The sequence below is a fragment of the Nonomuraea sp. NPDC005501 genome, assembly GCF_040605905.1.
GTDB lineage: Bacteria > Actinomycetota > Actinomycetes > Streptosporangiales > Streptosporangiaceae > Nonomuraea.
The window spans coordinates 66,168-80,362 of record NZ_JBEXDT010000007.1 but is presented as its reverse complement, the minus strand read 5'-3'; the positions used below and the strand labels follow the sequence as shown (position 1 = coordinate 80,362).

Below are 14,195 nucleotides of genomic sequence, written 5' to 3'. Positions count from 1 at the left end.
AGGCCGTGCCCGTCCGTCCATGGGTGTCCAGGGATAGGGCATCCGCCCGATGTGGGCGGACGGGCCTTAGGACGAGTCTTGAGAGTGCAGGCAACAAGCACCTCAAGATCCGGGAGCCGGACTGATGCACGCCGAACTCGAGTACCTCGTCATGAAGAACCGCGCGGAGGAGCTGCGGCGCGTCGCCGACGACCACCGCCTCGCCCGTCAGGTGAGCGGCCGCCGGCGGTCGCTGATCTCCAAGCTGTTCTCGTGACCCTCTCCCACGACGGTTAGCTCTCGTCCTCGGACGGGACGCGGATGATCAGGGCGTCGCCCTGGCCGCCTCCTCCGCACAGGCCGGCCGCGCCCAGCCCACCGCCGCGCCGGCGCAGCTCGTGGGCGAGGGTGAGCACGATGCGCGCCCCCGAGGCGCCGATGGGATGGCCCAGCGCGATGCCGCCGCCGTTGACGTTGACCTTGTCCAGCGGCAGGTCCAGCTCCTTGGCCGACTGGAGCACCACGCTGGCGAACGCCTCGTTGATCTCGACCAGGTCCAGGTCGGCGACCGTGAGGTCCTGCTTGAGCAGGGCCTGCTTGATGGCGTTGGCCGGCTGGGACTGGAGCGAGGCGTCGGGACCGGCGACGTTGCCGTGCCGGCCGATCTCCGCGAGCCACGGCAGGCCCAGCTCCTCGGCCTTGGCGCGCGACATGACGACGACCGCGCAGGCGCCGTCGGAGATCTGCGAGGACGACCCCGCCGTGATCGTGCCGTCGGCCGCGAACGCCGGGCGCAGCTTGGCCAGCGTCTCCACCGTGGTGTCGCCGCGCACGCCCTCGTCGTCCTTGACGACCAGCGGCTCGCCGCGCCGCTGCGGGACCTCGACGGGCACGATCTCGTCCTCGAGGACGCCGTTCTTGACGGCCGCGGCGGCGAGCTGGTGCGAGCGGGCCGACAGGGAGTCCTGCTCCTCGCGGCCGATGCCGAGGCGGGCGTTGTAGCGCTCGGTGGACTCGCCCATCGCGCACTGGTCGAACGCGCAGAACAGGCCGTCATGGGCCATCGAGTCGACGATCTCGGAGCCGCCGTACTTGACGCCCCTGCGCAGCCCCGGCAGCAGGTGCGGGGCGTTGCTCATCGACTCCATGCCGCCCGCGACGACGATGTCGAACTCGCCCGCGCGGATGAGCTGGTCGGCCAGCGCGATGGCGTCGAGGCCGGACAGGCAAACCTTGTTGATGGTGACCGAGGGGACGGTCATGGGGATGCCGGCCCGGACGGCGGCCTGGCGGGAGGGGATCTGCCCGGCGCCGGCCTGGAGGACCTGGCCCATGATGACGTACTCGACGTCCCCGGGCGCCACGCCGGCGCGCTCCAGCGCGGCCTTGATGGCGATGCCTCCCAGCTCCACGGCCTGCAGCCCGGACAGCGCCCCGAGGAGCCTGCCGATCGGGGTGCGCGCTCCGGCGACGATGACGGAACCAGACATGGCGACGGCCTCCTGTGCGGGCAAGGGGTTCTTTGACACCATACCCACGGGTGCACGCTCGACGGCTATGGAGGCTGACCACACATGTTCATGCGGATCGACCACATCGGGATCGCCTGTCACGACCTGGAGGAGAAGATCGCGCTCTTCTCCGAGACGTTCGAGCTCAGCGTCGTCGCGCGGGAGGTGAACGAGGAGCAGGGGGTCAAGGAGGCCATGCTGCACATCGCCGACGGCGAGGGCGGCGGCTCCTACATCCAGCTCCTGGAGCCGCTGTCGCCCGACTCCCCCGTCGGCAAGTTCCTCGCGAAGCGCGGCGAGGGTGTGCATCATGTGGCCTTCGGGGTGCCTGATGTGGTTGAGGCGATCGATAGAATCGGCGGGAAAGGCGTACGTGTCCTGGACGAGCGGCCCCGGCACGGCTCGATGGGCTCGCAGATCGCGTTTCTGCATCCGAAGGACGTGGGAGGAATGCTGACGGAGCTGGTCCAGGCGACCAGGTCGTAACAACGCAAAAAACGTTCATATGTAACTAGTCGCGCAGAAAGTTGGACGGGGCTTCAGACTCGGCACCGGCGGAGTACTCTGGCCTTTCACCGGACATGGGGCCTGCCGTGAGGCACAGGCTCCCGGCTCGGCTGCCCCGAACCCCCCGTCCGGCCCGTGTAGCCGTCTCGACAACCCAGGATCGAGCCTCCATGCAGTCCGACATCGACGCCCAGCTCAACAACTTCTTCGAGGACGCCCCCGCACGCGAGTTCGACGTGGTCCTCCGTGGTTATGACCGTCACCAGGTTCATGATCACCTGAAGCAGCTCGACGGCGAGTTGCGCCAGGCTCGGGAGCAGGTCTCCACCCTGCAGCGCGATCTGTCCGACTCCCAGCGCCAGCTCCAGGAGCAGGAGCGCCCCACCTACTCCGGTCTGGGCGCCCGCATCGAGCAGTTGCTGCGGCTGGCCGAGGAGCAGGCCACCGAGCTGGTCCAGGCTGCGAGATCCGAGGCCAACGAGATCAAGGCGGCGGCCAAGGTCGAGGCCGCCGACATGAGGGCGGCCGCCGAGGCGGAGGCGGCCGAGAAGCGCGCGCAGGCCACCCGCGAGAGCGACGAGATGCGCACCACCGCGGAGCGCGAGGCGGAGGACATCCGCTCGACCGCGCGCCGCGAGGCCGACGAGCTGACCAGCACCACCGAGCGGGAGGTCGCCAAGCTGCGGGCCACCGCCGACCACGAGGTGGCCGAGAAGCGGGCCGACGCCGAGCGTGAGATCGCCAAGCTGCGCACCACCACCGAGCGCGAGGTCGCTCAGCTGCGGGCCTCGACCAAGCGCGAGCGTGACGAGGTGCTGACCACGGCCAAGCGGCAGGCCGACGAGATGCGGGCGCAGGCGCAGCGGGTCCTGGAGGAGTCCGAGGCCAAGCGGGCGCAGGACGAGGCGGAGTTCGAGATCCAGCTCGCGTCCCGGCGTGAGGAGGCGGAGCGCCAGGAGGCGGAGCGCCACGCCACCGCGCAGGCCGCGACGCAGAAGCTGGTCGCCGAGGCCGAGCAGCGCGCCGCGACGGCCGAGTCCCGGGCCACCAAGGCCACCCAGCAGGCCGAGCAGACCCGCCGCGAGGCCGACCTGCACGCCAAGCAGCTGGTCGCCAACTCCCGCAAGAACGCCGACCAGATCGTGTCCGAGGCGAAGTCGAGCGCCGAGACGATCGTCACCGAGGCCAAGAACGAGGCCGAGCGCACCCGCTCGTCCATGCAGCGTCAGGTGGACGAGCTCACCCGCCAGCGCGACAGCATCACCAGCCACCTGGCGCAGCTGCGCCAGCTGCTGGGCGGCGCCGCGCTGCCGGGCATGGAGCCCGAGCCCGCGGTCACGGCGGCCCCGCCGAAGCCCGCGCTGTCGGCGCCGGTCAGCGACAAGCCGCTCGCGCCCGCCCCGGCCGCCAAGCAGGAGGCCAAGGCCGAGGACGACGCGGAGTGGTGGCAGGAGTAGCCCGCATCACCGGGGGGTGAATGACGGCTGAGAGAGCCTGGCGACCGGGTGGTCGCTAGGCTCTCTTTCTGTTGCCGGCCCCTTCCGGGCTCCGGCGCCTGGTCCGCCGCCCCCCGACCTCCAGGAGCCCTCCTTGTCCGCAGACGTCGCGTCCGACGCCGCCCAGGACCCGGCAGCCGACCGGCCGCCGTCCTCCGCCTCCACCCCGCCGCCCGAAGGCCGGTCGTCCGAAGGCCGGCCACCCGAAGGCCGGTCGCCCGAAGGCCGGTCGGCCGAGGGCTCGGCGGCGTACGGGCTGCCGGGCAAGCCGCTGGCTCGCGGGCCGTTCCTGTTCGGGCTGGTCGGCGGGCTCGGTGTGCTGACGGCGATCGCCATCGCGCAGATGGTGGTCGCCTCGCTCAGCGTCATCGTCCTCGTCGTGGTGGCGATGTTCCTGGCCGTGGGGCTGAACCCGGCCGTCGAGGCGTTGCAGCGGCGCGGCCTGGCCCGGCGGGGCGCGATCTCGATCGTGTTCGCCGGCGTCATCGTGGGCTTCGTGCTGTTCGGGCTGGCCGTGGTGCCGCCGGTGAGCAAGGAGCTGGCCGACTTCGTCGCGGCGGTGCCCGGCTACGTGAGCGAGCTGAGCAACCATCCGACCCTGCGCCGGCTCGACGCCGACTACCAGATCCTGCCGAAGCTGGCCCAGTTCGTCACCGGCACGGTCGGCCCGTGGCTGGCCAGCGGCGTCGTCGGGGCGGGGCTGGTGGTGCTCGACGGAGTGTTCACCACGGTGACGCTGCTCGTGCTGATGCTGTACTTCCTCGGCTCGCTGCACACGATCAAGGCGTACCTGCTCAGGCTCGTGCCGGCCTCGCGGCGGGACCGGACGGCGGCGCTGTCGGAGCAGATCCTGGCCGGCATCGGCGGTTACGTCGCGGGCAACGTGATCATCTCGATCATCGCGGGCGCGCTGACGTGGATCTTCCTGTCGATCCTCGGCGTCAGGTACGCGCTGGCGCTGGCGCTGGTGGTGGCGCTGACGGACCTGATCCCGCTGGTGGGCGCCACCATCGGCGCGGTGCTGGTCTCCGCGGTGGCGCTGCTCCAGTCGCTGCCCCTGGGCATCGCGTGCGCGATCTTCTTCGTCGTGTACCAGCAGATCGAGAACTACCTCGTCTACCCGCGGGTGATGAAGCGCTCGGTGGACGTGACGCCCGCGGTGACGGTGATCGCCGCGCTGGTCGGCGGCGCGCTGCTCGGCATCGTCGGCGCGCTGCTGGCCATCCCGGTCGCCGCCGCCATCGCGCTGATCATCCGGGAGATCGTCCTGCCTCGCCAAGCTGAGGCCTGACGCTCCTATGTGCAAGGGGGTTGGCTGGGTTGGTATCTATCGTGGCTCTGGGCGTCTTGGAGCCGTCGTCACATGTGCTGTCAGTCGGACGATAAAGCTGCGTGAGCAGCGCCGGCCGCATGCAGGATGTTGATCCATCCAGGATGGTCGAGGTAGGCGTTGTCTGGAGCGGCAGGGCCGAAGTCATCAAGGACGTGCAAGAGGGCATCAACGACCGTCTGCACGAGGTCGGCTTCTCGTTGATCGAGGAAAAGGTGCGGGATCAGTGCTCGTGCGCCGCGTTGGTCGATGAAGGTGTCGTCGATGAGCCAGTGCACGGCAGCGGTGAGGTCCGGCCATCCCTTCCCGGACCGCCAGTGTTGGTCCTGGTAGTCGCGGTCACCTAAGGCTCGTAGTGCCTCGAGCACGTCCTTGCGTTTATCGGGCCACTGCACCCGCTGTTTGCCCGGATGTTCTTCCTCCACGGGCGTCAAGCTACTCGGGACCTGTCTATGTCACGTCGTCGTGGGCGTGGTGGTCGGCGGTGAGGGCGCGGAAGATCACGTCTGACAGGTGCCGTTTCAGAACGCGGAAGCCGCCCTTGGCGGTGTCTCGGGTGGTTTCCTGGCGTCGTTGGAGCAGCGCGCGGGCGCCTTCGTGGCAGCGAGCTTGGGTGATGGCGATGCGGTGCAAGGCGGTGTTGAGTTGCCGGTTGCCGCCCATGTTGAGCCGGTGGCGGCGTCGATCTCGATACTGAGCGAGTCGATGAGAGCGATCTGAGCCAGCGCGACGCGGCGGGCAGCGGTGGCCGGCAGGGCTTGGAGTTGCGCGGTGAGGTTTCGGCGGGTGGTGACCTGCTTGAGTTTGGTCACCGCGGCCGCCATGTCCGGGTTGAGGTCGTGGACCAGCCACAACACGCGGTTGATCAGCCTGGTGCGCTCGGCAACGAGTGCCTCACGGTGATCGACGAGCAGGCGGATCGGCCACACACGCGCTCTTCGGGCACGAGTTTGCGGGCCCAGACCAGCAGCTGGACGTGCCCGTGGTCGCGAGCCTGAACGGTGCGTTCGTCCTTCTTGCGGCCGACTTCATCGACGGCGACCGCGGTGTGGGTGCGCTTGTGCGGATCGATACCGATCACCATCATGGACGCTGTCTCCTTCATGCAGGGGGACGACATCCGGGCTGGTCGGCGGACATATCTCAGTTGAGGGAACTGCCAGGCTCCTATCAAGTCATGCCGTCCGGCCCGGCCTATGTCGAGGACCAGGCCACCGTGGACAGGTCAGGCACAAGCCATGCACGTTCCGGCAGATCATCCCTGAGTCAGGCGTTCTGGACCCGCATTAGCGGGCACTACAAGCGTGACACTGAGATCATCCCGTCAGGCCCGGCCCTGATCATCCGGGCGATCGTGCCGCCTCGCCGAGCTCGGTCGTGAGGAACTCGGTGACCGCCGCGTTGAACGCCTCGGGCTGCTCGACCGCGCTCAGGTGACCGGCCTTCGGGATGACCTCCAGCCGTCCGTGCGGCGCGGCGCGGACCATGGCCTCGGCCTCGGCGGGCGGCGCCAGCTCGTCCTCCTCCCCCACGATGACGAGCAGCGGCACCTTGAGGGCGGCCAGGGTGGCGGCGGAGTCGGGGCGGGCCGCCATGGCGCGCTGCGCCCAGGCCACCGCCCCGGGCGGCGCGGACTGGACGAGGCCCTTGACCCGGCCCACGACCATGGCCCGCCGATCCTTGGTGGTCGGCCCCATGAGCGCGGGCAGCACGTCGGTGAGGAGCACGTCGGTGCCGCCGGACAGCACCGCCTGGGCGATGCGCTCGCGGTTGTCGCGGGCCGGCTGCGGGTCGGGGCCGGCCTTGGTGTCGGCCAGGACGACGCCGAGGACCCGGTCGGGGTGACGCCGGCAGAAGGCCATCGTCACGTACCCGCCCATCGACAGGCCGCCGACCACCGCCTGGTCGATGCCCTCCTGGTCGAGCAGCGCGGCCACGTCGTCGGCCATCGCGTCCACGGAGGGCTCGTCCTCGCCCAGCCGCGATCCCCCGAAGCCGCGCAGGTCGGGCGTGATGACGCGGCAGGTGGCCGCCAGCCCTTCGCGCTGCGCCAGCCACATGGCGGAGGAGAGGGGGAAGGCGTGGAGCAGTACGACCGGCAGGCCGGTTCCCGCTGATCTCGTGTAGAGCTGCACGATCACACGGTAGACCGGTTCCCTCAGACAATCACTTCACGTCACATACCGATATACCCGGTTATAGACGACCGCTTCCCCGGGTCTACCGGAAAACGACAGGTCAGCTCGCACCGATGGCCGTGGACCCTCCGTCCACGAAGAGCACCTGACCCGTCACGTACGCCGACGCGTCCCCGGCCAGGAACACCGCCGGATGCGCCATCTCCTCCGGCGTCCCCCAGCGGCGCATCGGAACCCCGCCGACCGTGGCGCGGCTCGCCGCCTCGTCCTCCCACAGGTTGCGGTTGAGCTCGGTGGCCGTCCAGCCGGGGCACAGGGCGTTGACCCGGACGCCCGACTGCGCCCACTCGACCGCCAGCGTCCTGGTGAGCGCCACCAGGCCGGCCTTCGCCGCCGCGTAGCCGGCGAGGAAGGGGGCGCCGAGCGCGGCCACCGACGCGACGTTGATCACCGAGCCGCTGCCGCGTTCGAGCAGGTGCGGGGCGATCGTGTGGCAGACGACCATGGCCGAGTCGAGGTTGAGCCGCATGAGCTTGTCCCACCCGGACAGCCGCAGGTCCTTGAACTCGACCATGAAGTTCGAGCCGCCCGCGTTGTTGACGACGATGTCGACGTGCCCGAGTCCCTCGACGGCCTGCCGTACGGCGTCCGCGGCGGCCTCGCGGTCCGTGAGGTCGGCGGGGATCACCAGGGCACGCCGGCCACGGGCCTCGACCTCCTTGGCTACCTCGGACAGGGAGTCGGCCGAGCGGGACACGAGGGCCACGTCCGCTCCCGCCTCGGCGTAGGCGAGCGCGATGGCCCGTCCGATGCCCTTCGACGCCCCGGTGACCAGAGCCTGCTTGCCAGTGAGATCGAACGCGCCCACGCCGCCTCCTCGAAATCGAAACCGAATAAGATTCTATGGACTCGGCGCCCGGGAACGCCACCGGCGCGGGCCCACGAGGGTCCCGCGCCGGCGTCCTGTCACAGGCTGGTCAGCCTCCCAACCCTCCGAAGATGATGTCCAGAGCGTCGGCCAGACCGCTCTTGTCCATGTATTGCGTCACCTTGAAGCCGGTCTCGGCGATCGTGCCCGTCCTGGTGTTCTCCGGCTCGATCTTCTCCGGTCTGAAGATCTGCCGCTCACCCTGGCCGGAGCCGCCGGGCCGGGCCGCGGGCGGCGGTCCGTCGGGGTACATCCGGCCGTCGCGGTAGACGGTGTAGGACTGGGTCGGCTGGGTCGAGCCGTCGTTGCGGTAGATCTGGCTCGGCCGTGGCTGCATCGGCTGCCGGCTGTCCCTGGGCGGTGCCTGCCGCTGCTGCGCCCTGTGACTCGTGGGCCGCTGCGCCGGACGCTGCCGGGCCTGCTGGATTCCCCTGGGGACGTGGCCGGAGCGCCTGTTGCGGGTCCTGGCCGCCGCGGAGGCCCGGCGCTTCGCCGCCGCGTCGGCGGCCTTTCTCCTCGCCTCTCTTCTCGCCGCGGCCGCGGCCCGCCGCTGCGCCCGTGCCGTCGCCGCCTTCCTGGCTCTCTCGGCCGCTCTCTTCTTGGCCTGTTCCTGGAGCTTCTTCCTGGCCGCGGCCGCGGCCTTCTTCTTCGCCGCCTCCAAGGCCCGCTTCTTGGCCTCGGCCGCGGCTCTCCTCCTTGCCTCCGCCAGCGCGCGGCGCTTGGCCGCCGCGATGGCGGCCCGCCTGGCCGCCGCACGCGCCGCCGCGATGGCGGCCCGCCTGGCGGCGGCCATCGCCAGCCTCCTGGCGATGATCTGCGCCGAGACCCTCACCACGATGACGGCGACGACCCAGAACAGCTGCCCGTCGGGGTCGCTCATGGTGACGGGGCTGTTGTTGGCGTAGGCGTAGGCGTTGAGCTGCTGCGGGTTCTGCTCCTCCATGACCGGGTCGACCGACAGGAAGCGCCCGAGCTTGGGGTCGTACTCGCGGGCCCCGAGGTGGACCAGGCCGGTGGTGGCGTCCTGCGTGCCGCCCACGAACCCGCGCTGCCCCGGCCAGAACGCCGGGGGCGAGCCCCGGTTCTCGCCGAACGGCGTCGTCCTCCGTACGGCCAGCTCACCGGTCGCGGCGTTCACCGCGGCCTGCGAGGTGCCCTGGTGGTCGTTGGCCAGGAAGTAGACCTGGTTGTCCGGCGTGCGGACCGCGATGGGCTCGCCGCCGATGGTGTAGTAGCGGGTCTGCTCGACGGCGTCCTTGGCGAAGTCGAAGCGCAGCTCCATGTCGTCGATGTAGAGCGTGGAGTCGGTCGGCGTCTTGCGGATCAGCCGGTCGCCGTCCGCGTCGTACACGAAGGACGTGGTCTTGCCCGCCTCCGTCACCGACTCCAGGTTGCCCTCGGCGTCCCAGACCAGGCTCTGGTCGGAGTTGCCGACCTTGCGCCTGGTGGTGTTGCCGGCGTCGTCGTACTCGAACAGGTCCTGCCCGGCGGTCTGCAGCGCGTGCGGCTGCTTGCCGCCCGCGGCCGGGTAGGTGTAGTCACGCGTGCTCGCGCCCCCGCCGCCGAAGGCGTGCTTGGTCTCCTTGAGCCGGTTGCCGGTGGAGTCGTAGGCGTAGCTGACCGCGTACGGGGCCACGCCGCCGATCTTGTCCGACTGCGGGGTGCCGCTGGCGCAGTCGTCGTTGGCCGTCCACGCCGAGGTCAGCTGGCGCAGATGGTCGTAGGTGAAGCACTGCGTGTCGGGGCCGCTGGCGCCCTTGTCGGCGATCTTGGTGATGTTGCCGATCGCGTCGTAGCTGTAGTTGAGGTCCAGGTCGGTCGCCGGGGCGCCCTCCCTGTCCACCCGCATCCGGGACAGCCTGCGGGTCGCCTCGTCGTGGGTGTAGGTCAGCCAGGTCTTCTTCGTCCCGGAGCCCAGCTCGTACTGCAGGGTCTCGCCCAGCTTGGAGTAGCGGGTCGCGTTCACGTACGTCGACAGGCCGGTGACCTTGGTCGGCTGGCTGAGCGCGTCGTAGCTGTAGACGACCGACTCCTCCTCCAGCCCGCCGGCGGCCGGGAAGCTGACGGACTGCACCTGGTCGTCGATCGTGTAGCGGGTGTTGAGCACGTACGAGCCGGCCAGCTTCCCCTCCCGCTCGGGGATGGTGACGGTCTCGCGCAGCGGGCGGTAGTCGGTGTCGATGGCGTTGATCTCGGCCTTGTACGCCTGCCCGCCCACGTAGCGGACGCTGGCGTTCATGTGGCCCTTGGCCAGCGCGTCGTACTGCCACTCGGCCAGCAGCGGACCGGTCGCGGAGCCCTCGTGCAGCTCCTTCTTGCGGCCCAGCTCGTCGTAGACGTAGTACAACGTCTTGCCGCGCGAGTCGGTCGTGGTGACCAACTCGTCGGCGTCGTTGTACGTCATCGTCGTGACGCCCTTGTCCGGGTCCTCCATCTTGATCTCGCGGCCGCGCATGTCGTAGTGGTGACGCCACACGTTGCCCGCCGGGTCGGTCACCGTGGACAGGCGGCCGGCGTGGTCGTAGGAGTACTTGGTGGCCTCGTACTCGCCCGTCGGGGTGGCGCCCTTGTACTGGCGCAACTCGATGAGCCGGTCGTCGGCGTCGCCGATGCGGGTCGTGGCGGTGCCTCCGGGCGGCGGCGTCACGTGCATCCGGTCGCCCTGCTGCGTGGTGCTGACCCGGTACTTCTCCTGGCCCTTCGCCTTGAGGATCTGGGCGTTGACGTCCCCGCTGCCGTCGAAGGTCACCACGACCTGGTTCGGCACATCCGCGTCGGCGACGCCGAGCAGGTCGGTGGAGGGCGCCCCGGTGGCGAAGTAGCCGGTGTTGGACTTGGCCGCCTCGCCCAGCGAGTTGTAGAAGGTGTCGGTGATCGTGCGCCCGTCACGCAGCGCCGGGTCCTGCGTCTGGTCGTCGCGGGGCGCGGGCTCCTGGGTCTGGCGCTTGCGCATCAGGCCGTCGTACAGCTCGTGGCTGGCGCTGTAGGTGCCGTCCGCGTTCAGCGTCTTCGTGGTGACGACGCTCGGGCCGTCGGTGCGCATGGTGTAGGAGAACTCGGTGCTGGGCGTCTGCCCGGCCGCCTTGCTGCGGTCGGGCTGCCAGACCTTGATCAGGCGGCCGAGCGCGTCGTACTCCATGTCGGTGCGGCGGTTGTTCGCGTCGATCTCGGCGTACGGCTCTCCCCAGGCCGGTTCGAGCAGCGTGCGATCGACGTGGCCGAGCTGGTTGACCTCCTTGACCTCGGTGGGGGGCGCGCCCGCCGCCGGGACGTAGGTGGTGGTGGACTTGGTGCCCACCGCGTCGGTCTCGCTGGTCTCGCGGCCGTAGGCGTCGTAGGTGTGGGTGCTCTCGACGATCGTCGCGCCGTCCCCGGAGACGGTGTGCTCGACCGTGGTCACGTCGCCCTTGCTCGGCGCCTGGCCGTACGCCTTGTTGTCGTACTGGACCTTCTCGTCGGAGATGATCTCACCGGCGGCCAGCTTGGACACGGCGGTGCCGCAGCCGGCGGCGACCTTCTGGATCCGGCTGGTGTAGTCGAGCATCCAGCTCGTGTCGTTGCGGGCGTAGGTGTAGCGGGTGCACTGGTCGTCGTCCGTCGTGGCCAGGTCGCCCTTCTCCTCCACCTGGGTGAGCAGGCCCTTGGTGTCGTACGCGCGCTCCTCGCCGGTACGCCGCCACTTGCCCCCTTCCAGCGCGGTGCGGGTGACCATGGACTTGGGCTCGACCACGTACGCGGCCTTGGTGACGCCGTCCTGCGTGGACTCGGCGGTCTTGACCGACCAGGGCTCCTCCAGCGTGGCGGTCAGGACGGCCCCGCCGTCGCCGTCGAAGAGGATCTCCTCCCGCTCGAAGCCCGCGAGCTGGTCCAGGTCGTCGAGCTTGCCGCCCTCGGTGTCCGTGACCTGCGCGCTGCGCTTGGAGCCGTCGGCCTGCTTGTCGCCGTGCATGCCGCGGAAGTACCGGAACTCCGTCAGCGTGCGCTTGGCGTCCTGCCCGTCACCCTGGCGCACCCGTACGCGGCCGTATCCCCGGAAGTCGGCCCACGTGCGGTGCTCGGCCTTGACGAGGACGTTCTCGGCGTAGTGCCAGGCGGCGCCGTCGAGGTACTCGTAGTCGGTGACGACGTTCGGCGCGCCGCCGACGCGGTCCACCTCCATCGTCTGCGTGACCACGTACTTGTGGAACCAGTCGGTGACCTCGGCCTCGTTCGGCGGTGACCACCGCTGCGGGAAGCAGCGCCTGGTGTTCTTGTCGGCGGTGGGCACGTCGCCGGGCTTGCAGTCGGCGGCGGAGTAGTTGACGCGCAGCTCGCCGCCGGACTCGTTGTTCACGGCCTGCACGCGCCACTTGACCAGCGGGGCGCGGCCCTCGTTGGCGTCCACCCGGTTGGGCAGCTGGACGCCCGTGAACGTCACCTTGGGCAGCGTGATCGTGCCGCCCACGTGGCCGCTCTGCTGGATCGACGCCAGCCACAGCGCCGGGCTCATGCCGTCGCCGGAGGCGGGGAACTGGTGTGTCAGCGTCCAGGAGTCCACCGGGGTGTACTGGCCCGAGGCGTTGACGATCTGCGTGGTGACCTTGGTCAGGCGCTTGCGCGTGAAGAACGTCGGCGCCAGACGGTCGGTGCACTTCACGCCGGAGTCGCAGATCTGGTCGAACGGCACGTCCGGCCAGGAGCTCGCGGTCTCCTTCTTGAGCTGGTCGGCGGCGCAGGTGATCGTGCCGCTGGGCAGGCAGCGCTCGGCCACGTCGAAGACGACGCGGGCGGCGGGAGCCTTGGTGAACAGCTCGTTCTGCAGGTAGCCGTAGTCGATGCGGGTGAGGTACCCGGCGCGGTCGTACACGGTGCCCTGTTCGGGCTTCATGTTACGGCCGTAGTAGTTCTTCTCCTGGGCGTACCAGTACGTGGTGGCGTTGCCGTGGGTGTCCACCGCGTAGTCGAGGTTCCACCGGTAGGCCTGCTGGCACCAGGCGTTGGCCGGGGTGCTGTTGTAGCAGGGCTCCCCGCTGTTGTTGCCGAACACCGGAACCGTCTGCACCGACTTCGTCTCCGGCTTGCCGGTGGCCCAGCCGGGCAGGCGGTTCAGGCCGAAGGTGTACTGGGTGCCGTCGGCGCCGGTGACGCGCCAGTACTCGCCGTTGTTGTCGCCGTTGGTGGCGCCGGTGAGGTACTCGATGCGGGTGCCGTCGTCGCGCTTGGGCCGCCACTGCTTGGTCGTGGCGTCCTTCACCAGCTCGATGGCCGAGTTGCCGAGCGACAGGGTGACGTTCTCCCCGCTCCAGCACAGGTCGCCGGTCTTCTTGCCGTCGACCATGCAGGACTTGTAACGGCGCTCGACGTAGCCGCTGGGGTTCAGCTCGAAGCCCTCACCGACCCAGGACGTCTGGTTGTTGGTGGAGGCGGTGCGGCCGTCCACGCTCTGCGAGGAGTAGTCGATCGACAGCTCAGGCTCGTCGCCGCCCAGCGCCGGTGGACTTCTCAGGTCGTAGTCCCAGTTGAAGTCACCCGACTGGGCTCCGACGCTCCAGCTCGCCGACGGGGCGAGGGAGGTGGCGGCGTGGTCGCCCGCCGGTCCCGACGACGCCGCCGTCACCGCGTACAGGGCGGGGGTGTCGAGCTCGGCGGTGATCGTGCCGGCCTTCGTGTCGTTCTTGGAGGGCACCGGCTCCGGCAGGGGGCAGTTCGCTCCTGTGGTGGCCGTCAGCGCGCAGTCGGGCAGCTTGACCATGCGCAGCCGGGAGCCGTAGTCGCCGCCGAACGCGTAGCGGAAGCCCGAGTAGTCGAACTGGAGCCGGGTCTTGCCGGCCTTGGCCGCGACGCCCTGGCCGGGCGAGACCCGGAGGGCGACGCCGAGCAGCCCGGCGCGCTGGGTCTGCGCGGTGTCGAGCAGCTCCACCCGTACCGGACCGGCGTCGGCGGCCTTGGCCGTCTTCGCGTCGCCGCTCGCGGGTTCGGCCAGCCGTACGGGGAAGGACGAGTCGGCGGCCTTGAGCTGGGCGGCGCCACCCAGCTCGACGGCCTGCGGCTTGGGCCAGGTCACGCCTGGCGGCGCCTTCCACGCCTGTTTCTCGGTCGGGTCGGCCAGCTCGGGCAGCACCGGCACGGGCTTGCCGGTGACGGGCTTCTCCTTCTGCACCACCGGTGCCGTGCGGGGCGCGGCGCTCGCGGGCTGGGCGGGCGCCAGGGGTGCGAGGACGAGGACGGACAGCACGGCCGCCAGCCGGCGTGGCCACGCCGACTCGCGCATCGCGCCCTGTAAACGATTCCAATAGGACTCGGACAGATCTGACTCGGACGGTGTAT

Annotated in this window: 11 protein-coding genes; 4 read left to right on the top strand and 7 right to left on the bottom strand. The window is 70.1% G+C overall.

All coding sequences use genetic code 11. From position 1 onward, the window contains the following. Positions 1-124 precede the first annotated feature (124 nt). Positions 125-256 (top strand): hypothetical protein, encoded by a 132-nt coding sequence (locus ABZS51_RS06605; RefSeq protein WP_355437134.1) that lies wholly within the window; start codon positions 125-127, stop codon positions 254-256. A 16-nt stretch (positions 257-272) separates the two neighbouring features. Here ABZS51_RS06605 and ABZS51_RS06600 read toward each other — a convergent pair whose 3' ends face one another. Further along, positions 273-1,469, bottom strand: a complete 1,197-nt coding sequence (locus ABZS51_RS06600; protein WP_355437132.1) for an acetyl-CoA C-acetyltransferase — start codon at positions 1,467-1,469, stop codon at positions 273-275. A gap of 84 nt (positions 1,470-1,553) precedes the next feature. On the opposite strand from ABZS51_RS06600, the gene mce reads away from it, so the two are divergent. The 3 genes from mce (at position 1,554) to ABZS51_RS06585 (ending at position 4,784) form a co-directional block, all read left to right on the top strand. After that, positions 1,554-1,976, top strand: coding sequence for a methylmalonyl-CoA epimerase (gene mce, locus ABZS51_RS06595; RefSeq protein ID WP_310710608.1), 423 nt, complete (start codon positions 1,554-1,556; stop codon positions 1,974-1,976). Between the two features lie 191 nt (positions 1,977-2,167). Next, entirely contained in the window at positions 2,168-3,454 is a 1,287-nt protein-coding gene (locus tag ABZS51_RS06590; protein ID WP_310710607.1) for a DivIVA domain-containing protein, read from the top strand. A 133-nt stretch (positions 3,455-3,587) separates the two neighbouring features. Then, entirely contained in the window at positions 3,588-4,784 is a 1,197-nt protein-coding gene (locus tag ABZS51_RS06585) for an AI-2E family transporter (protein WP_355437129.1), read from the top strand. 80 nt (positions 4,785-4,864) lie between these two features. Here the strand turns inward: ABZS51_RS06585 and ABZS51_RS06580 are convergent, their stop codons facing one another. From ABZS51_RS06580 to ABZS51_RS06555, 6 genes are all read right to left on the bottom strand, one after another. Further along, complete coding sequence (locus ABZS51_RS06580) at positions 4,865-5,248, bottom strand: hypothetical protein (RefSeq protein ID WP_355437127.1); 384 nt, start codon at positions 5,246-5,248, stop codon at positions 4,865-4,867. Between the two features lie 96 nt (positions 5,249-5,344). Then, positions 5,345-5,752 carry a hypothetical protein gene (locus ABZS51_RS06575; RefSeq protein WP_355437125.1) on the bottom strand — a complete coding sequence of 136 codons (408 nt, stop codon included), beginning with the start codon at positions 5,750-5,752 and terminating at the stop codon, positions 5,345-5,347. Further along, a complete protein-coding gene (locus ABZS51_RS06570) occupies positions 5,689-5,910 on the bottom strand; it encodes a hypothetical protein (protein WP_355437123.1) in 222 nt (73 codons plus the stop codon). Before ABZS51_RS06570 ends, ABZS51_RS06575 begins: the two co-directional genes overlap by 64 nt. Positions 5,911-6,163: 253 nt before the next feature. Next, positions 6,164-6,958: an alpha/beta hydrolase gene (locus ABZS51_RS06565; protein ID WP_355437121.1), complete on the bottom strand. Its 795-nt coding sequence runs from the start codon at positions 6,956-6,958 to the stop codon at positions 6,164-6,166. Between the two features lie 103 nt (positions 6,959-7,061). Beyond that, positions 7,062-7,829, bottom strand: a complete 768-nt coding sequence (locus tag ABZS51_RS06560) for an SDR family NAD(P)-dependent oxidoreductase (RefSeq protein WP_310710604.1) — start codon at positions 7,827-7,829, stop codon at positions 7,062-7,064. Positions 7,830-7,938: 109 nt separating this feature from the next. Beyond that, positions 7,939-14,139, bottom strand: a complete 6,201-nt coding sequence (locus tag ABZS51_RS06555) for an RHS repeat-associated core domain-containing protein (RefSeq protein WP_355437119.1) — start codon at positions 14,137-14,139, stop codon at positions 7,939-7,941. Positions 14,140-14,195 lie beyond the last annotated feature (56 nt).

Excerpts from the sequence above, each read along its gene's own strand:
- ABZS51_RS06555 (WP_355437119.1), bottom strand. The coding sequence starts at position 14,139 with ATGCGCGAGTCGGCGTGGCCACGCCGGCTGGCGGCCGTGCTGTCCGTC.
- ABZS51_RS06590 (WP_310710607.1), top strand. The coding sequence starts at position 2,168 with ATGCAGTCCGACATCGACGCCCAGCTCAACAACTTCTTCGAGGACGCC.
- mce (WP_310710608.1), top strand. The coding sequence starts at position 1,554 with ATGTTCATGCGGATCGACCACATCGGGATCGCCTGTCACGACCTGGAG.
- ABZS51_RS06600 (WP_355437132.1), bottom strand. The coding sequence starts at position 1,469 with ATGTCTGGTTCCGTCATCGTCGCCGGAGCGCGCACCCCGATCGGCAGG.
- ABZS51_RS06570 (WP_355437123.1), bottom strand. The coding sequence starts at position 5,910 with ATGATGGTGATCGGTATCGATCCGCACAAGCGCACCCACACCGCGGTC.
- ABZS51_RS06605 (WP_355437134.1), top strand. The coding sequence starts at position 125 with ATGCACGCCGAACTCGAGTACCTCGTCATGAAGAACCGCGCGGAGGAG.